The organism is Variovorax sp. 22077 (assembly GCF_052044195.1).
Taxonomy (GTDB): domain Bacteria; phylum Pseudomonadota; class Gammaproteobacteria; order Burkholderiales; family Burkholderiaceae_C; genus Variovorax; species Variovorax atrisoli.
On the sequence record NZ_JBQEQC010000038.1, the window covers coordinates 23,772 to 41,228 of the forward strand.

At 67.5% G+C, this 17,457-nt stretch carries 17 protein-coding genes; 12 read left to right on the forward strand and 5 right to left on the reverse strand.

From position 1 onward, the window contains the following. Nucleotides 1-15: 15 nt before the first annotated feature. The gene (gene murB, locus ACTJLF_RS33010; RefSeq protein ID WP_019658263.1) at nucleotides 16-1,068 is read right to left on the reverse strand and encodes a UDP-N-acetylmuramate dehydrogenase; all 1,053 of its coding nucleotides are present in this window, start codon (nucleotides 1,066-1,068) and stop codon (nucleotides 16-18) included. Nucleotides 1,069-1,115: 47 nt separating this feature from the next. On the opposite strand from murB, the gene ACTJLF_RS33015 reads away from it, so the two are divergent. Both ACTJLF_RS33015 and ACTJLF_RS33020 read left to right on the forward strand, forming a co-directional pair. Then, nucleotides 1,116-1,601 carry a YajQ family cyclic di-GMP-binding protein gene (locus tag ACTJLF_RS33015; RefSeq protein ID WP_019658262.1) on the forward strand — a complete coding sequence of 162 codons (486 nt, stop codon included), beginning with the start codon at nucleotides 1,116-1,118 and terminating at the stop codon, nucleotides 1,599-1,601. 153 nt (nucleotides 1,602-1,754) lie between these two features. After that, a complete protein-coding gene (locus ACTJLF_RS33020; RefSeq protein WP_132802793.1) occupies nucleotides 1,755-2,399 on the forward strand; it encodes a TIGR02281 family clan AA aspartic protease in 645 nt (214 codons plus the stop codon). A 115-nt stretch (nucleotides 2,400-2,514) separates the two neighbouring features. On the opposite strand, the gene ACTJLF_RS33025 is transcribed toward ACTJLF_RS33020, so the two are convergent. From ACTJLF_RS33025 to ACTJLF_RS33035, 3 genes are all read right to left on the reverse strand, one after another. Beyond that, a complete protein-coding gene (locus ACTJLF_RS33025) occupies nucleotides 2,515-2,868 on the reverse strand; it encodes a RidA family protein (RefSeq protein ID WP_132802791.1) in 354 nt (117 codons plus the stop codon). A gap of 21 nt (nucleotides 2,869-2,889) precedes the next feature. Next, nucleotides 2,890-3,528 (reverse strand): glycerol-3-phosphate 1-O-acyltransferase PlsY, encoded by a 639-nt coding sequence (gene plsY, locus ACTJLF_RS33030; RefSeq protein ID WP_019658259.1) that lies wholly within the window; start codon nucleotides 3,526-3,528, stop codon nucleotides 2,890-2,892. A 101-nt stretch (nucleotides 3,529-3,629) separates the two neighbouring features. Beyond that, nucleotides 3,630-4,124 (reverse strand): aminoacyl-tRNA deacylase, encoded by a 495-nt coding sequence (locus ACTJLF_RS33035; RefSeq protein ID WP_019658258.1) that lies wholly within the window; start codon nucleotides 4,122-4,124, stop codon nucleotides 3,630-3,632. A gap of 42 nt (nucleotides 4,125-4,166) precedes the next feature. Between ACTJLF_RS33035 and ACTJLF_RS33040 the strand changes: the two genes are divergently transcribed. Further along, the gene (locus tag ACTJLF_RS33040) at nucleotides 4,167-4,820 is read left to right on the forward strand and encodes a hypothetical protein (RefSeq protein WP_132802789.1); all 654 of its coding nucleotides are present in this window, start codon (nucleotides 4,167-4,169) and stop codon (nucleotides 4,818-4,820) included. Nucleotides 4,821-4,837: 17 nt separating this feature from the next. Here ACTJLF_RS33040 and ACTJLF_RS33045 read toward each other — a convergent pair whose 3' ends face one another. Next, the gene (locus ACTJLF_RS33045; protein WP_019658256.1) at nucleotides 4,838-5,899 is read right to left on the reverse strand and encodes an aldo/keto reductase; all 1,062 of its coding nucleotides are present in this window, start codon (nucleotides 5,897-5,899) and stop codon (nucleotides 4,838-4,840) included. 138 nt (nucleotides 5,900-6,037) lie between these two features. On the opposite strand from ACTJLF_RS33045, the gene ACTJLF_RS33050 reads away from it, so the two are divergent. The 9 genes from ACTJLF_RS33050 (at nucleotide 6,038) to ACTJLF_RS33090 (ending at nucleotide 17,219) form a co-directional block, all read left to right on the forward strand. Continuing rightward, on the forward strand, nucleotides 6,038-6,964 hold the full coding sequence (locus tag ACTJLF_RS33050) for an alpha/beta fold hydrolase (protein WP_132802787.1): 927 nt from the start codon (nucleotides 6,038-6,040) through the stop codon (nucleotides 6,962-6,964). Nucleotides 6,965-7,245: 281 nt separating this feature from the next. Further along, on the forward strand, nucleotides 7,246-9,636 hold the full coding sequence (locus ACTJLF_RS33055) for a type VI secretion system Vgr family protein (protein ID WP_440884748.1): 2,391 nt from the start codon (nucleotides 7,246-7,248) through the stop codon (nucleotides 9,634-9,636). 13 nt (nucleotides 9,637-9,649) lie between these two features. Beyond that, nucleotides 9,650-10,114, forward strand: a complete 465-nt coding sequence (locus tag ACTJLF_RS33060) for a hypothetical protein (RefSeq protein ID WP_132802783.1) — start codon at nucleotides 9,650-9,652, stop codon at nucleotides 10,112-10,114. Continuing rightward, on the forward strand, nucleotides 10,111-12,714 hold the full coding sequence (locus ACTJLF_RS33065) for a DUF2169 family type VI secretion system accessory protein (protein WP_440884749.1): 2,604 nt from the start codon (nucleotides 10,111-10,113) through the stop codon (nucleotides 12,712-12,714). The genes ACTJLF_RS33060 and ACTJLF_RS33065 overlap by 4 nt, the downstream gene beginning before the upstream one ends. Further along, nucleotides 12,711-13,760 carry a pentapeptide repeat-containing protein gene (locus tag ACTJLF_RS33070; protein WP_440884750.1) on the forward strand — a complete coding sequence of 350 codons (1,050 nt, stop codon included), beginning with the start codon at nucleotides 12,711-12,713 and terminating at the stop codon, nucleotides 13,758-13,760. The genes ACTJLF_RS33065 and ACTJLF_RS33070 overlap by 4 nt, the downstream gene beginning before the upstream one ends. A gap of 64 nt (nucleotides 13,761-13,824) precedes the next feature. After that, nucleotides 13,825-14,463: a DUF3540 domain-containing protein gene (locus ACTJLF_RS33075; RefSeq protein ID WP_019658250.1), complete on the forward strand. Its 639-nt coding sequence runs from the start codon at nucleotides 13,825-13,827 to the stop codon at nucleotides 14,461-14,463. Between the two features lie 41 nt (nucleotides 14,464-14,504). Beyond that, complete coding sequence (locus ACTJLF_RS33080; protein ID WP_019658249.1) at nucleotides 14,505-14,897, forward strand: DUF4150 domain-containing protein; 393 nt, start codon at nucleotides 14,505-14,507, stop codon at nucleotides 14,895-14,897. 139 nt (nucleotides 14,898-15,036) lie between these two features. Further along, complete coding sequence (locus tag ACTJLF_RS33085; RefSeq protein WP_132802777.1) at nucleotides 15,037-15,870, forward strand: MetQ/NlpA family ABC transporter substrate-binding protein; 834 nt, start codon at nucleotides 15,037-15,039, stop codon at nucleotides 15,868-15,870. Continuing rightward, nucleotides 15,867-17,219, forward strand: coding sequence for an LLM class flavin-dependent oxidoreductase (locus ACTJLF_RS33090; protein ID WP_440884751.1), 1,353 nt, complete (start codon nucleotides 15,867-15,869; stop codon nucleotides 17,217-17,219). The genes ACTJLF_RS33085 and ACTJLF_RS33090 overlap by 4 nt, the downstream gene beginning before the upstream one ends. Nucleotides 17,220-17,457: the final 238 nt, after the last annotated feature.

Below are 17,457 nucleotides of genomic sequence, written 5' to 3' on the forward strand. Positions count from 1 at the left end.
TCGCCCGACGATCCGTCAGACCACCACCGGTTCCGGCTCCAGCCGGATGCCGAAACGCTCGTACACGCTGGTCTGGATGGCCTTGGCGAGCGTCATCACCTCGCCGCCGGTCACAGGGTTCTCGCGGCCGCCGCGATTGACCAGCACCAGAGCCTGCCGCTCGTAGACGCCGGCATTGCCCACCGACTTGCCTTTCCATCCGCAGGCGTCGATGAGCCAGCCCGCAGCCAGCTTGATGCTGCCGTCGTCCATCGGGTAGTGAACGATCTTCGGGTCGCGCGCGATGATGTCGGCGCACTGCTCGGGCGTGACCGTCGGGTTCTTGAAGAAGCTGCCGGCATTGCCCAGCACGCGCCAGTCGGGCAGCTTGGCGCGGCGGATGGCACAGATCCAGTCGAAGATGTCCTGCGCGCTCGGCGTGAAGTTGCCGCTTTCCTCCATCTTCCGCTCGAGATCGAGGTAGCCGACCACCGGTTTCCACGGCTTGGGCAGGCGAAAGCGCACCCGGGTGATCACCGCCCTGCCCGCCAGGCCGAAGTCGTTCGGGCTGCTGCGCGCATGCTTGAAGACCGAATCGCGGTAGCCGAAGGCGCACTGGGCCGCGTCGAGGCTGAAGCTGCGGCCGGTCTCCCAGTCGAAGGCGTCGAGCGAGTCGAAGCGGTCCTGCAGCTCGACGCCATAGGCGCCGATGTTCTGCACCGGCGAGCCGCCCACCGTTCCCGGGATCAGCGCCAGGTTCTCGAGCCCCGGATAGCCGTTGCGCACCATCCATTCGACGGCGTCGTGCCAGGTTTCGCCGGCGCCGGCCTCCACGATCCAGGCGCGCGGGGTTTCCTCGAGCAGGCGCAGGCCCTTGATCTCGACCTTCAGCACCAGCGATTTCACGTCGCCCGTCAGCACGATGTTGCTGCCGCCGCCCAGCACGAAACGGGGCGCGTCGCGCCATGCCGGATCGTCGCGCAGCGCGGCCAGATCGGCCTCGCCTGCAATGCGCGCGAGATGCTGTGCGCGCGCGACGATGCCGAAGCTGTTGTAGGGCTGCAGCGGGACGTTGGACTCCACGATCATGGGAGAATTGTCGCATCTGCACCCGTGAAGAATTCAGGAGAGAGTCCATGCCGTCCTTCGATACCGTCTGCGAACCCAACCTTCCCGAGGTGAAGAACGCAGTCGAGAACACCGCCAAGGAAATCGCCACGCGCTTCGATTTCAAAGGCACAGCCGCCGCCGTCGAGCTCAAGGACAAGGAAATCACGATGATCGGAGACGCCGAGTTCCAGCTCGTCCAGGTCGAGGACATCCTTCGCAACAAGCTCACCAAGCGCAACGTCGACGTGCGCTTCCTCGACAAGGGCGACGTCCAGAAGATGGGCGGCGACAAGGTCAAGCAGGTCATCAAGATCAAGAACGGCATCGAGAGCGAGCAGGCCAAGAAGATCACCCGCGTCATCAAGGACAGCAAGCTCAAGGTTCAGGCGGCGATCCAGGGCGACGCGGTGCGCGTCACGGGCGCCAAGCGCGACGACCTGCAGGCGGCCATGGCGCTGATCAAGAAGGACGTGCCGGACATGCCCCTCACCTTCAACAACTTCAGGGACTGATAGCGGTCCTCCCCCCAGGCTTGCCCACTTCGTGTGGCCGCCAACCCCCTCGCCGGGGGCAATACCGGCGGCCCGGCGGAGCCGGTTCCGCGGTATTCCTGGTCTATTCGGGTCGCACGACCGATATCTGGCACTTGGAGCAGCAAGCCTCGTATGAAACATCTTCTCGTCGCCGCGCAGCTCTTCGTTGCCGCCGCCGTGGCGCACGCAGCTGGCTCGGTCACCCTGACCGGCAGCATCGGCAGCCGGGCGATCCTGATCGTGAACGGCAATCCGCCCAAGACGGTGGCGGTCGGCGAGAGCTACCAGGGCGTGAAGCTGATCTCGCTGCAGGCAGAGCAGGCGGTGGTCGAGATGGAGGGCAAGCGCGTCAACCTGCGCATGGACACGCCGGTGAGCATCGGCGGCGGTGGGGGCTCGGGCGGCGGCGGAAGCCGCGTGGTGCTGTCGGCCGACAGCCGCGGGCACTTCATGACCCAGGGCGCCATCAACGGCCGGCCGGTCACCTTCATGCTCGACACGGGCGCCACGGCCATCGCGCTGTCGGCCGACGACGCCCAGCGCATCGGACTGGACTACAGCAAGGGCCAGCGCGTGCTGATGAACACCGCCAACGGCACGGCTACCGGCTACAAGCTGCGCCTGCAGTCGGTGCGCGTGGGCGACGTGGAGGTGTACGACATCGACGCCATCGTCTCGCAGCAGGCCATGCCCTTCGTGCTGCTTGGCAACAGCTTCATCAACCGCTTCTCGATGCGCCGCGACGCGGACCAGATGGTCCTGGAGAAGCGATATTGATTGCTCGCCCCCAGGCTGCGCGCACTGCGTGCGCTTCGCCAACCCCCTACCGGGGGCGGGCCGGCCGCTTCGGGCGGCCGTGCGCGGCGGCCCTCGCGAAAAGAACCCTGTCGGATCAGGCCTGGGCGGCCGTCACCACGATCTCGATCTTGTAGGCCGTGTTGGCCATCTTGGCCTGCACGGTGGCGCGCGGCGGCGTGTTGCCGGCCGGGATCCAGGCGTCCCACACCTCGTTCATGGCGGTGATGTCGTTGATGTCGGCCAGGAAGATCTGCGTCATGAGGATGCGCGACTTGTCGCTGCCGGCCTCGGCGAGCAGGCGGTCGACCATGCCGAGCACCTGCGTGGTCTGGCCGCGGATGTCCTGCGTGGTGTCGTCGGGCACCTGGCCAGCGAGGTAGATGGTGCCGTTGTGCACGGCCGTCTCCGAAAGACGCGGGCCGACGTGGTAGCGGGTGATGGAAGCCATGGAGCGTGTTCTTTCTACGGTTCAGGTTGATTTCTTCTTGGAGCCGAGCTTCGACTCCGTGCCGGCGGCGAGCCGGCGGATGTTCTCGCGGTGCCGCCAGATCAGCAGCAGGCTCATGACGATGATCGCGACCAGCGCCGTGCGGTCCAGCGGCCAGGCGATGCCGCCGCCGATCAGGTAGTAGGCCGGCGCGAAGAAGGCGGCCACCAGCGACGACAGCGAGGAGTAGCGGAAGAAGATCGCGATGATGAGCCAGGTGGCACCCGTGGCCAGCCCCAGCCACGGCGCGATACCCACCAGCACGCCGGCCGCCGTGGCCACGCCCTTGCCGCCCTGGAAGCCGAAGAACACCGGGTACAGGTGGCCGAGGAACGCGGCCACGCCAGCCACCGCGGCAACGCCCTCGCCCAAGCCCCATTGCGCGCCGAACTGGTGGATCAGGAACACCGGCACCCAGCCCTTGAGCGCATCGAGCAGCAGCGTGGCGAGCGCCGCGCCCTTGTTGCCCGAGCGCAGCACGTTGGTGGCGCCGGGGTTCTTGCTGCCGTAGCTGCGCGGATCGGCCATGCCGAGCGCCTTGCTCACGATGACCGCGAAGGAAAGCGAGCCGATCAGGTACGACGCCACGATGGCGATGATGGAAGGCAAGGTGAAGCTCAAGACGGCACTCCGCGGAGGGTGGTTGTTGTTCTATTCGGCGACGACCGCCTGGATGCGCGAGAGGGATCGCTGGAGGGTGAGGGACGTCGCCATGGCGGCGGCTATTCTGCCAGCGCGCATTGCACGGGCTTCGCGCCCAGCAGCGCCACGCACACCTGAGGATCGATGCCTATCAGGTAGCCGCGCCGCCCGCCGTTGAGCACGATGCGCGGCAACTCGAGGATGCTCGACTCCACGTACACCGGCATCTCGCGCCGCGTGCCGAAGGGCGAAGTGCCGCCCACCATGTAGCCGCTGTGCCGCTGCGCCACCTCGGGCTTGCAGGGCTCGACCGACTTGGCGCCGATCTGGCGCGCGAGATTCTTCGTCGACACCGTGCGGTTGCCGTGCATCAGCACGATCAGCGGCTTGGCGTCCTGGTCCTGCATCACCAGCGTCTTGATGACAGTGAACGGGTCCAGCCCCAGCATCTCGGCGCCGCGCTGGGCGCCGCCGTGCTCGACGTATTCGTAGGGATGCTCGGTGAAGGCGATCTTGTGCGCGCGCAGCAGCTGCGTGGCGGGTGTCTCGGAGGTGTGGGCGCTTTTCTTGGCCATCTGGGTGGCAACTTCTGGTTCAGGATCACTTCAGAAAATCCGATGCGCCGCAGCAAGAATCTGCCGCACCACATCGAATTCGCTCGAGCCATGCAGCATACGCCAGCCCCGGTGAACGCGATTTCGTTCCCTCCGTTGCGCCGCCCCGCCCTCACGACGCTCGTGCTGATGGTCGCGGCAATGCACGCGGCGGTGCTCTGGCTGCTGGTGGTTGCGACAAAGCCGCATGGACGCATCGTCGGGACGGCGGAACGCATCGTCGTGGAAATGGTGCGGGCACAGCCTCCCGCAAAAGCGGTGGCGCAATCGCCGCCTTCCGCATCGTCGCAGCGCCCTGCCGTCAGGCGTCCCCCGCAATCCGCTCGCGCCAGATCGATCCCCGCTCCCGAGACACCGGTCGCCGCTGCTGCGCCGTCACAAGCCGAAAGCCAGGCGTCCCCGCCGCCGCTGATCCTCCACTCGGAAAGCACGCGCCGCGCCCTGCGCGACATCGGCCGTGAACGCTCCTTCGCCGAACGGGCCGCCGAGGACCTCGACGGCAGCCCGCGCTCGGGCTTCGACTCCAGGCTCGGCTCGGGCGTCGCAGGCGCCGCGCGCGGCGACTGCAGGAAGGGCGAGTTCAAGGGCGGCGGCATGGGCCTGTTGAGCCTGCCTGCCCTGGCGCTGGCCGCAGCGAACGGCGAATGCGCCCGCTGACGGATCAGGAACCAGGATCAGGCCGCCGGATCGCGGATGTCCCAGCGGATCTTGTCGATCTCGGCCAGGATTTCCGGCGACAGCGTGGTGCCGTACACGTCGAGGTCTTCTTCCAGCTGCGCCAGCGAAGTCACGCCGATGATCGTGCTCGCGACCTGCCACTTGGTGTAGCAGAAGGCCAGCGCCAGCTGCGTGGGCGTCAGGCCGTTGTCGCGGGCCAGCTGGTTGTAGCGCTTCGCGGCACGCAGCGAATCGGGGCGGCCCCAGCGCTGCTTGCGCACCGATTCGTAGCTCGAGATGCGCGCACCCTTCGGCGCATCGGGCCCTTCGATCCCACTCTGGTCGTACTTGCCGGTCAGCAGGCCGAAGGCCAGCGGCGAGTAGGCCAGCAGCGACACACCCAGCCGGTGCATCGTTTCGTCGAGCCCGTTCTCGTGACCGCGGCTGATGAGGTTGTAGACGTTCTGCACCGTCGCCACGCGCGGCAGGCCGTGCTGCTCGGCGAGCCGCACGAACTCGTGCACACCGTAGGGCGTTTCGTTCGACAGGCCGATGGCGCGCACCTTGCCCGCCTTCACCAGCTTGCCGAGCGCCTCGAGCTGCTCGTGGATGGAAGTCTTCGAGGTTTCCTTGGACGGGTCGTAGTAGATGTTGCCGAAGGCGGGCACGTGGCGCTCGGGCCAGTGGATCTGGTAGAGGTCGATGACGTCGGTGCGCAGCCGCTTCAGGCTGCCGTTGCACGATGCCTCGATGTCCGCAGCCGTCATGCCGCTGCCTTCGCGCACCCAGGGCATGCCGCGCGAGGGGCCCGCCACCTTGGTCGCGACCACCAGCTTCTGGCGCGCGCCGGGGTTGGCGGCGAACCAGTTGCCGATGATGGTCTCGGTGACGGAGTAGGTTTCCTTGCGCGCGGGCACCGAGTACATCTCGGCGGTGTCGATGAAGTCGATGCCCCGCTCCAGCGAGCGGCTCAGGATGGCATGGGAGGTGGGCTCGTCGACCTGTTCGCCGAAGGTCATCGTGCCGAGGCAGATCGGGGTGACGTGCAGGTCGCTTTGACCGAGTTGGATCTTTTTCATGCGCGGGATGCTACCGCCGCGCCCCACGGCCCGCTGGCCGCCGCGCCAAAACCCGAGCGCGATGCGCCCATGCACGGCCCCGGCCGCTGTCCTGTGCCGGACTGCGTCAGTACAAAGGCCTCCTTATCATCGGCGCCCATGTACCAAGCCCTCCGCCCCTCCCGCAGCGAATTCGTGCCCGTGCGCAACCTCAGCTACCACGTGCGCCTGTGGGGCCAGCCCTCCGACGAGCGCCCGCCGCTGGTGCTGGCCCACGGCTGGATGGACGTGGCGGCCTCATGGCAGTTCGTGGTCGACGCGATGGAGGAAGAGCGCTTCATCATCGCCCCCGACTGGCGCGGCTTCGGCCTCACTGACGGCGGCGGCGTCGACAACTACTGGATGGCCGACTACCTGGCGGACCTCGAATGGCTGCTCGACCACTACGCGGGCGAAGGCGACGATGCCAGGCAGGTCGACCTCGTCGGCCACAGCATGGGCGGCAACGTCGCCATGCACTACGCCGGCGTGCGGCCGCAGCGCATCCGCCGCCTCGTCAACCTCGAAGGCTTCGGCATGCCCGCGCGCAAGCCCGAAGAGGCGCCCTCGCGCTACGGCCAGTGGATCGACGAACTCAAGCGCCTGCACCGCGGCGAGATGGCCCTGGCCGGCTACTCGGCCGTGGACGGCGTGGCCCGCCGCCTCATGAAGACCAACCCGCGCCTCACGCCAGACAAGGCCGCCTGGCTCGCGAACCACTGGTCGGTGAGCCACGCGCAGCCCGACGGCAGCGAGCGCTGGCAGATCCTGGGCGACGCGGCGCACAAGATCGTCAACGCCCACATCTTCCGTGTCGACGAGACGCTGGCCCTCTATTCGCGCATCACCGCGCCGCTGCTGATGGTGGAGGCCTCCGACGACAGCCTCCACGGCTGGTGGAAGAACCGCTACACCCTCGACGAATTCCACGAGCGGCTGAAGTCGGTGGGCAACGTTCGCATCGAGCGGCTGGAGGACGCGGGGCACATGCTTCATCACGATCAGCCGCGGATCGTGGCGCGGATGATCGAAGAGTTCATCGCCTGAGGAAGCGGGCAGCGGCCCGCTGCCCGCTCCCCCGCTCCCCTCTTTACGCACGCGCGGCGCAGCATCACGGCCGGCGCGGCCGTTGGCCTGCTACTTGCAAAGAAAGCCTCACGTCGCTTCGTTGGCACAACGATGAGGCAGACCGTGGTGCGCTTGTGTGCACGGGCGAGCAAACGTTTCACACCTAAGTTCGCAAACGCGGCCTGCGGGTGCTCGCGCGGTGGTCGATGCTGGTGCAGCCGGCATCGTCTTGGGGGTTCTTGAGCCAAAGGGAGTCTCGAATGACCAGAGTCGTACGCGCCCACACACCGCTGGGCGAAGAGCAGCTCATGTTCCGCTCCATGAGCGGCACGGAGGGGCTGTCGCAACTGTTCGAATTCGAGGTCGACCTGCTGAGCCCGAGCATGTCGATCGACATGAAAGCAGTGCTCGGCAAGCCTCTGGCGCTCGAGATACAGACGGCCGGGGAACCGCGCTTCCTCAACGGCCAGATCGTCCGCTTCACCATGATCGGCAAGGAAGGCGACACCTCGCGGCACATCGTCTACCGGGCAAGCGTGCGGCCCTGGCTGTGGTATCTCACCCGCAGCAGCGACTGCAAGATCTTCCAGAACAAGTCGGTGGTCGAGATCCTCGAGGAGGTGTTCGCCGAATACGGCTTCGCTTTCGAGAAGAGGCTCAGCTGCAGCTACCGGCAGTGGGAGTACTGTGTGCAGTACCAGGAGACCGACTTCGCCTTCGTCAGCCGGCTGATGGAGCACGAAGGCATCTACTACTTCTTCGAGCACGGCAAGAGCCAGCACACGCTGGTGCTGGCCGACGACATCGGCGCGCATGGGCCGCTGCCGGCCTATCCGAAGATCAGCTACCTCGCCACCGACCGCGACCTCGCGCCGTTCCAGGAAGTGATCGATCAATGGCAGGTCACGGAGGAAATCCGCCCGGGCAGCTACGTGGTGGACGACTTCGATTTCAAGAAACCGCGCGCCGACCTCATGAACGTGCGAAACCAGCCGCGCGGCGGCGATCATGGCCAGTACGAGATGTACGAATGGCTCGGCGGCTTCAGCGAGTCGGAGCAGGGCGAGCACTACGCGCGCATCCGCCTCGAGGAGGCGCAGGCCCAGGCCGAGCGCGACACCGGCCACACCAACGTGCGCGGCATGGCGCCCGGCTACCGCTTCACCATGCAGAACTGCCCCCGAGAAGACGACAACCGCGAGTACCTCGTGGTGTCGGTCGCCTATGAGCTGCGCGAAGGAGGTTATGCGAGCGGCAGCGAGGCTGCCTCCTACAGCTTCGACTTCGCGGTGCAACCCGCCAGTTGCGCCTTCCGAGCACCGCGCGTGACACCCATGCCGCGGGCCAACGGCCCCCAGACGGCCACCGTGGTGGGCAAGGCAGGGCAGGAGTTCTGGGTCGACCAATACGGCCGCGTAAAGGTGCAGTTCCGCTGGGACCGCTACGGCAGGAGCGACGAGAACAGCTCGTGCTGGGTGCGCGTGTCCAGCGCATGGGCCGGCTCGAACTACGGCGCCGTGAACCATCCCCGCCGGGGCCAGGAAGTGGTGGTCGACTTCATTGGGGGACACCCCGACCGGCCGATCATCATCGGCCGCGTCTACAACGCCGACCAGATGCCGCCGCTCGAACTGCCGGCCAACGTCACGGTCAGCGGCTTCGTCAGCCGCAGCAGGGACGGCTCGGCCGCCAACGCCAACGAGTTCATCCTCGACGACGCGCCGGGCTGCGAGCTAGTGCGAATCCACGCCGAGAAGGACTTCGAGATCGACGTGGAGAACGACCTGAGGATCCACGTCGAGAACGATGAGACCGAGACCATCGACGGCCACCGCAACAGCCACGTGCTGAAGACCGACACGCTCACCGTCGACGGCACGCGCGACACCATCATCAAGAAGAAGGACACCGCCGAGTACCGCAACGGCTCCAAGCTCACCGTCTCGGGCGCGCTCACCGAACATTTCTTCGACAACCGCATCGAGACCACCACCAGGCTCGGTTCGAAGGAGACGGTGCTCAGCGGCCAGTCGGAGGTCGTCGTCAATGCGGGCCTGCGCCACGAGACCTTCGACAAGGGGCTGCTGGTCGACGTGAAGGAGGGCATGGACGAGGAGATCCACACCGGCGACTCGATACTCAAGACGCTCGCCGGCAACCGGCAGGAAACCTACCAGACCGGCTGGCAGCGCACCGTGGTGGGCGGCGGCGGGAAGGACAACATCAAGGGCGGCCTGGAGGAAACCATCGAGACGGGCGACCACAATTCGACCGTTTCGGCCGGCAACTACCACGGCAAGGCGCAGAAGGTGACCATCGAGGCCACGGCGGGCGACGTCGACATCAAGGCCAGCGGCGACTTCACCTTCGAGGGCAACCACGTCAAGCGCGTGAACCGCGTGCTGCTGTGGGACTGGTCGCCCACGGCCGTGGTGGCCACCGGTCTGTCGAGCGCGACCTACGGCGTGAACAACAGCAACGCCGGCCTCACGCTCACGAGCAACATCAAGAAGATGGACGCCACCGCGCAGATCATGAACATGTACGCGCACCAGGCCAACTTCGGCTCGGTGAGCTTCTCGAACGTCGTCGCCGAACAGCACGCCGGCGGCTTCTGGGGCGCCCTCAAGGGTTTCGTGCTCTTCGGATGAGCGCTCAGACCGGATGCCGGATGTCTCCTTCACGATCTGGTGGGTGCTGGCACCGCTGCTTGCATGGCTGGTGCTCACCTTATGCGTCACGCTCGTGCGCGAGCGCCGCCGGCGCGCCGTGCGACTCGTGCGCATGCGCAGGGCTGCCGACATGCTCGCGAACGGGACGCCCGCCATGGCGCTGGTGATGTCCCTCTCCGACACCGGCCAGCGCCGTTCGGGCGAAGGCACCACGTGGGCGATCGCGAAGCTGCATCTTCGGGTTCATGCCGTGGCAGGCAGCCAAGCCTTCGACGTCGACCAGACCACCGCCATCGCCATGCCCGAGCTGGCCGAGCACGCGGCCGGAAAGACCCTCGCCGTGCGCTTCGACCCGGTGAGCCGTGAAGTCGTGCTCGAGCGCCGCAGCACCGCCCCGGCCTACCACGGCGACGACCTCACCCGCCTTCGCCCATCACCGGAGGCCACAGGCCGATGAAGACCGTCAAACCCTTGCGCCTGGGCATCCTGACGCGGCCGTATCGCTGGCAGGGCTTCGACCAGCTCGGCGTAGCCGTCACGGCACTCGCCAGCCTGGAAGCAGAACCGAAGCTCCTGGCCGACCAGGAGTTGTGGCAGACCGTCGGAGAGGAAATCGGCGGCATGGGCGTGTTCGACATGGGCGTGCCCAAGTCCGTGCCAGAAGTGCTGGCGAGCGGCCACGCCTACACCCGCCACCAGCAGGACAAGGCCGAATGCGCCGTGCACCTGCGCATCGCCGGCCTGGATAAGTCCCTGCACGTATCCGGAGACCGCTACTGGCTCGACGGCCGTCTGAGCGAGCCGCAGCCCTTCGAGGCGATGCCGCTGGACTGGGCGCATGCCTATGGCGGGCCGGGCGTGCCGGAAAACCCGGGAGGCATCGGGGCGTTCGACGAGACGATCAACGGCGTGCACACCCGCCGCGCGCCCAACGTGGAAGGCGTTCACGGTCGGGTGCGCTCGCGCGGGCAGGAGGTAGCACCCGCCAGCTTCGGCCCGGTGCCCATCGACAGCCCCCGGCGCATGGCCCTCATGGGCAGCAGTTACGGGCAGCACTGGCTGGATAGTCACTTCCCCGGCTTCGCTCCGGACATGGACTGGCGCTTCTTCAACGCCGCGCCCGAAGACCAGCGCTTGCCGGCCCTGCAGGAACTGCCGCCCGGCGCTCCTTACGAGATCCTCAACATGCACCCGCACAAGCCGGTGCTCTCCGGCCCCCTTCCCGACTGGCGCGCGCGCTGCTTCGCGAGCTTCGAGAAGGACGGCAACGGGCTGAGCGAAATCGCCCTGCGGCTGACCACCGCTTGGTTCTTTCCGCATCGCGAGCGCGTGGCGCTCGTCTGGCACGGTGTGCTGCCGGTGCGCGAGGACGACGCGGCGGACGTGCGGCACATCATGCCGGCGCTGGAGTTGTCCCGGCAGCCGCGCACGGCCCAGCACTACCAGTCGGTGCTGCTCCAGCGGCTGGACACCGCCCGCGGCAGCCTGCTCGCCTTTCGCGACAGCGACCTCGCCCCGAAGGAGATCCTCGGCGACTGGAGCGCCCTTGACGCACCCGACCCGATGCAGCGGCCACTGCTGCGCAACCTTCGCGCCGGGCAACTGCGCGAACACGAGAAACGGCGCGCGGAACTCGTCGCACTTGGCGTGGACCCCGACAGATACCTGCCGCCCCCCCTGCCCCCGGCCGCACCGCTGCCCTTCGACGAAGTGCCCGAGCATTTCGAGCGCATGCAGGGAGAAATGATGGAAGCCCGAAACAGACTCGAGGCAGAAAGCGCGCGGATGCGCCGCAGGCAGGAAAACGAGATCGACCCCGCCCTGCTCCACAAGAGCCGCGAACAGCCGCAACGCTTCGATCCGGATGCGCTCATCCGGCAGCTCGACCAGCTCGCCGCAACGCCTGCCGCCTCCCCAGCCACCCCGGACCCGGCCCCCGCGCTCATGCCCGCCGGAACCAGGGAGCGGATGACGGTGCAGATCAGACAGGGTTACCTCCACGGCGCCCACCTCTTCGACCCCGCGCCGCCGATGCCTTCGTTCCGCTCGGCAAAGCTGCGCAGGCAATTGGCGGCGGCAGCTCCGGGCGAGCGCGATTTCCGGAACATGCGGCTCGTCGGTGCCGACCTCTCGGGCATGGACCTGAACGGCGCCGATTTTTCCGGCGCCGCCCTCGAGGACGCCAACCTCGAGGGAGCCCAGCTCGCGAACGCCAACTTCAACGGCGCGGTGCTGGCGCGCGCCAGGCTGGCCCGCGCCTCGCTGCCCAATGCGACCCTGCGCAACACCAACCTCGGCGGTGCGCAATGCGAGTTCGCGGATTTCTCCGGCGCCGACATGAGCGGAGCCAATTGCGAAAAGGCGCGCTTCGTGTCGTGCAACATGGCCAACACCACGTTCGACCAGACGCGCCTGGGCGAATGCGAGATCAGCCGGTGCGACTTCCGCGGCGCCGATTGGCACCAGGTGTTCCTCACGAAGCTGCGCATGAGCAGCATCGCCTTCGATGGAGCATCTTTCAGGCAGGTGGTGTGGCTCGAATGCACGCTGGCGAACGTTCGCTTCGTCAACGCGTCGCTGGTGCGCTGCGGCTTCGTCTCCACCGACTGCAGCCTGTCGACCGACTTCTCCGACGCACGGCTAGACGCATGCAGCTTTGCGCACGGCAGCACGCTCGCCGGGGCCGTGCTGCGCCGCTGCGTGCTCAGGCATTGCGGGCTGCGCACCACGCCGCTGACGCGCGCGGACCTGGCTAATGCAAGCCTGGACAACTGCGACTTCTCCGAATGTGCGCTGCAGGAGGCCAACCTGGAGCGGCTCATCGCCGGCGAAAGCCTCTTCGTGCGGGCCGACCTCACCGGCGCCATTCTGCGCGGCGCCAACCTCATCGATGCCAACTTCTCCAAGGCGGTCTTCACGCAGGCCGACCTGAGCGGCGCCAACCTGTTCCGCACCGACGTGTCTCAAAGCCTGATCGACGGCACCACGCATCTGCTCGGCGCCTACACGCGGCACGCCCGAACCTTGCCCGCGCGACGCGCCTCCGCCGCCGAATGACCCGCGATGAACTCGTCGACAAGGTCCGCCACGGCATCCAGGTCGGCAGCGCCGACTGCAGGGAATGGGACTTGAGCGGCCTCGACCTCTCGGGCGCGATGATGGACGACGTCGACTTCAGCGGCGCGAACTTCTCGCACGCCAACCTCGAGGGCAGCTCGCTGTCGCATTGCACGCTGTCGAGCTGCGACTTCTCCTTCGCTCGCCTGAAGGAAGTGCAGTTCTTCCGCAGCCGCATGGACGCCGCGCGCTTCGAGACTACCGAGCTGGAAGGAGCCTCTTTCGCCGAATGCCACGCGGCGCGGGCCAGCTTTGCGCAGGCCGGGCTCGACCTCGTCAGGTTCTTTCGCTGCGAACTGACCGAGAGCCGGCTTGGGACGCCCCGCTTCGAACGAGCCAGCTTCATCGAGTCGCAGCTCGGGCAGGCAGATTTCAGCGGCGCGGTGCTGGCCTACGTGACCTTCCTGCGGCTCGACCTGAGGACTGCCGTCTTCCAGGGCGCGTCGGCCATGAACGCGATGTTCCTGGAGTGCGACATGAGCGGCCAGCACTTCGCAGGCCTTTCGCTGCCCATGTGCCAGTTCACCGACAGCCGCATGGACGAAGCCGACTTCGGCAGCGCCACGCTCACCCAGGCCAACTTCAAGGGCGCGACGCTGAAGCGGGCGAACTTCTCCAACGTGGATGCGTGCCAGGCCTTGTTCGCCGAGGCCGACCTTGGCGACGCCGACTGCAGCGGCGGACGCTTCGACCAGTCGATCTGGGTGGAGGCCCTGCTGGAGCGCACCGACTTCTCTGGAGCTCGCCTGCCTCTTTGCGTGTTCCATCGAGCACGCTGCGCCGGCGCGAACTTCCGCGACGCCGCGATGCAGGATGCCGACCTCTCGTACGCCGACCTGAGCGGCGCCGACCTCGGCGGCGCGCACTTCCTGCGCACCCGCCTGCATCGCGCGCAGCAGCAAGGCACCCGGTTTTCCAGCCGCGCCGGAATCATCGAGAACGAGCCCGAGCTTTTCCAGGCACAGGCCTGGTCCGGCCCGCATTGAGCCCTGTCTCCGAACGCCCGCTTTTCCGAGAAACACATCCGCCAACCTCGAAAAGGAATAAGCCATGAATGTCGTTCCACTGCGCCCCGGCCTCGCAACGACCGCCACCCCGGTCCATTTCGTCGGCCGGCTGACGGCCTCCCTGCCGGATTCCGAATTCGAGGTGGAAGACGAACACGGGGAAAGCTGGCGCTGCCGCCGAGCGGCCAGTTGCCTGCTGAGGCCCGAGGCGGGCGATACGGTGCTGCTCTCGGGCCCCGACAGCGCGCGGGTGTACCTGATCGCCGTGCTCGAACAGGTCGACAGTTCGGTCAGCCGGCTCGATGCGGCCGGTGCGCTGTCGATCGAGAGCCCGGCCGGCCTGCGGCTTAGCAGCGGGGCGGAGCTGCAGATGCGGGCCGCGCAATGGAATTTGCAGGCCGACAGCGGCCAGTGCCGCGTCGACGACATGCGCTTCACGGGCCAGGCGCTCGACGCCACGGTGGGCAGGCTGCGGCTGGTCGGCCAGGTCTTCGAATCGGTAGCGGACCGCGTGGTGCAGATGGCGCGCAGGGTACTGCGCGTGGTGGACGAGACCGAGCAGGTCCGCGTCGGCCATCTCGACTGCGAAGCCGGCGGCACGGCACGCATGCACGCCCGGCACACCGTGGTCACGGCCAGCGATCTCGTCAAAGTCGATGCCACGCAGATCCACATGGGCTGACCCATCCGCCGCCCGCCTTCATTGCCGAAAGGAGCACCGCCATGTTCGCCAACTGCCAGCTGATGGGAATGGACCTCGCCTTTCCCGACGTCTGCAAGACGCCGCCCGCCGCGATGGCGCCCATCCCATACCCCAACATGGCGTTCGGCCCCACGGCCGTACCGAACGCCTGGAACATCCTCTTCATGTGCATGCCCGCACACAACATGGCGACCACCACGCCGATCACGCTGGGCGACACCACCGGCGCGGGCGGCGGCATCGTCTCGCAGACCTTCATGAGCCAGTCGCGGCACGTGACGGGTGCGTTCACCGTGCTGGTCAAGGGAACGCCGGCCACGCGCATGACCAGCCTGAGCACGCAGAACCGGGGCAACATGGTAGGCATGCGCATCGTGCCCAGCCAGTGCAAGGTGATGATCCTCTCACCCTGAAGCCCCGGGGCCGCCGGAACCGGGCCGGCATCCCATATCCGGCCAGCGGATAAGGAAGCGCGCAAATCTTCGTTCGCCTCCCGGGCATCGCGCCCTAGAGTGCCCAACTCCTTTCCGCCGTCCCCCTGGAGTTGTCGTCATGTCTTCCTCTTCGCGCGCGCCGTCCTGGCTGCGCCGCTTCGCGCCCCTGCTCGGCGGATTCGCCCTGAGCCTGGCGGCGCAGCTTTCCGCCCACGCCGCCGACCTGCGCGTGGGCTTCATGCCCGGTCCTTACCGCGACGCCTTCACCAACGGCATCGAGCCCCAGCTGAAGAAGCTGGGCTACACCGTGAAGTACGTCGAGTTCAGCCAGGGCGTTCAGCCCAACGACGCGGTCGAGCGCGGCCAGATCGACGCCAACATCTTCCAGCACACGCTGTACCTCAACGCCACCAACAAGCAGCAGGGCTTCGACCTGGTGCCGGTGGTGCACGTGCCGACGCCGCCGATGGGCCTCTATTCGCAGCGCCACAAGTCGCTCGACGCGGTGCCCGACGGCGCCACGGTCACGCTGCCCTCCGATCCGGTGAATGCGGCGCGCGCGCTCAACATCCTCGCGGGCATCGGCTGGGTGACGCTCAAGCCGGGCGTGAGCCCGATCTCGGTGTCGGAGCGCGACATCGTCACCAATCCCAAGCGCCTGAAGCTGGTGCCGCTCGAGGCCGCGCAGGCCCCGCGATCGCTGGCCGATGCGGACATTGCCGCGGTCCAGGGCAACTTCGCGATCGCGTCGGGCCTGAAGCTCACCGAGGCGCTGAAGCTGGAGAACATGACGCTGCCCTACGTGAACGTGGTCGCCGTCAAGCGCAGCAACGAGAACGCGAAGTTCGCGCAGGACATCGCGGCGGCCTACCAGTCGGCGGAGTTCCAGCGCTTCTTCAGGGCCAACCCGGCATGGGCCGGCTACCGGCTGCCCGACTACTTCTCCCAATGAGCGTTTCGAACAAGACCGCGCCGCGGCAGCTGCACCTCAACGTCAACATCCTCCATTCGGGCTTCGTGCCCTCGGCGTGGCGCCTGCCGGAGAGCGATCCGCAGGCCTTCGCCGACATCCGGCACTACGTCCGCACCGCGCAGATCGCCGAGGCAGGCAAGCTCGACGCGGTGTTCCTCGCGGACAACGCGGCCATCGTCGACCAGATCCACTTCCGCCCGATCACAGCGCTGGAGCCCACGGTGCTGCTGGCCTGCGTGGCCGCGGCCACCACGCACATCGGCCTGATCGCGACCGCCTCGACCAGCTACAACGAGCCCTACAACATCGCCCGCCGCTTCGCGACGCTCGACCACGTGAGCGGCGGCCGTGCGGGCTGGAACGTGGTGACCACGGCCGACCTGCCCTCGGCGCGCAACTTCGGCCTCGATGCGGTGCCCGACCATGCGAAGCGCTATGCGCGCGCCTCGGAGTTCACCGCCATCGTGAAGGCGCTGTGGGACAGCTGGGAGGACGACGCCTTCGTCGGCGACAAGGCCAGCGGCAGCTTCATCGACACGGCCAAGGTGCACGCCATCGCGCATCGCGGCGAACACTTCGCGGTACAGGGGCCGCTGAACCTGCCGCGCTCGCCGCAGGGGCACCCGGTGCTGGTGCAGGCCGGAGCCTCGGCCGACGGGCGCGAACTGGCGTCGCGCCATGCGGAGGCGGTGTTCTCCGCCTCGCAGTCCTTCGAGGAATCGCTGGCATACGCACGAGCGCTCAAGACCCGCGCCGCCGAGCTGGGCCGCGGCCCCGACGCGGTGAAGGTGCTCGCAGGCCTGACCACCATCGTCGGCGCCACCGAGGCCGAGGCCATCCGCCGGCGCGACGAACTGGTCGACCTGATCCCGTGGGACTACAGCCTGACGCGCATCGCGGGCACCCTGGGCATCACGCCAGACCGGCTGAAGCTCGACGAGCGCCTGCCCGACAACCTGCCGCTGCCCGCCAACGGCAACGGCAACCACACCTTCTTCAACGCGGTGGTCGCGGCCGGCCGCACGCACGGCTACACGGTGCGCCAGCTGATCCGTGAGCTCGCGGGCGGCGGCGGGCACCGCGTGGTCGTGGGCACGCCGGAGCAGATCTCGGACGACATCGAACGCTGGTTCAGGGCCGGTGCGGCGGACGGTTTCAACCTGATGCCCGACGCGCTGCCGCACGGGCTGCAGGATTTCGTCGACGGGGTGGTGCCGATCCTGCAGAAGCGCGGAATCTTCCGCACGGAGTACGCGGGGCGCACGCTGCGCGATCACCTGGGGCTGGCACGGCCTGCGGGTCGGGCGGCACACAGGCTGGCGGCCTGAAGAAGGCCTGTTGTTCAGGGAGAGATCACGCCGACGGGGTGCCTCTCCGCGAATGCCCCCCGGCCTGCGGCCTCCCCCTTTGTTTCGCTGCGAAAGGCACCCCGTCGTCGTGATCGATGAGCGCTGCAGTCGAACCGCCGGCACCAGCAGACCGCCCATTCGCACAGGGCATCGGGTGCTCCCCGCAGCGAAATAAAGACACCGTTCTGCCTGTCAACTACAGACTGCCTTGGGATGA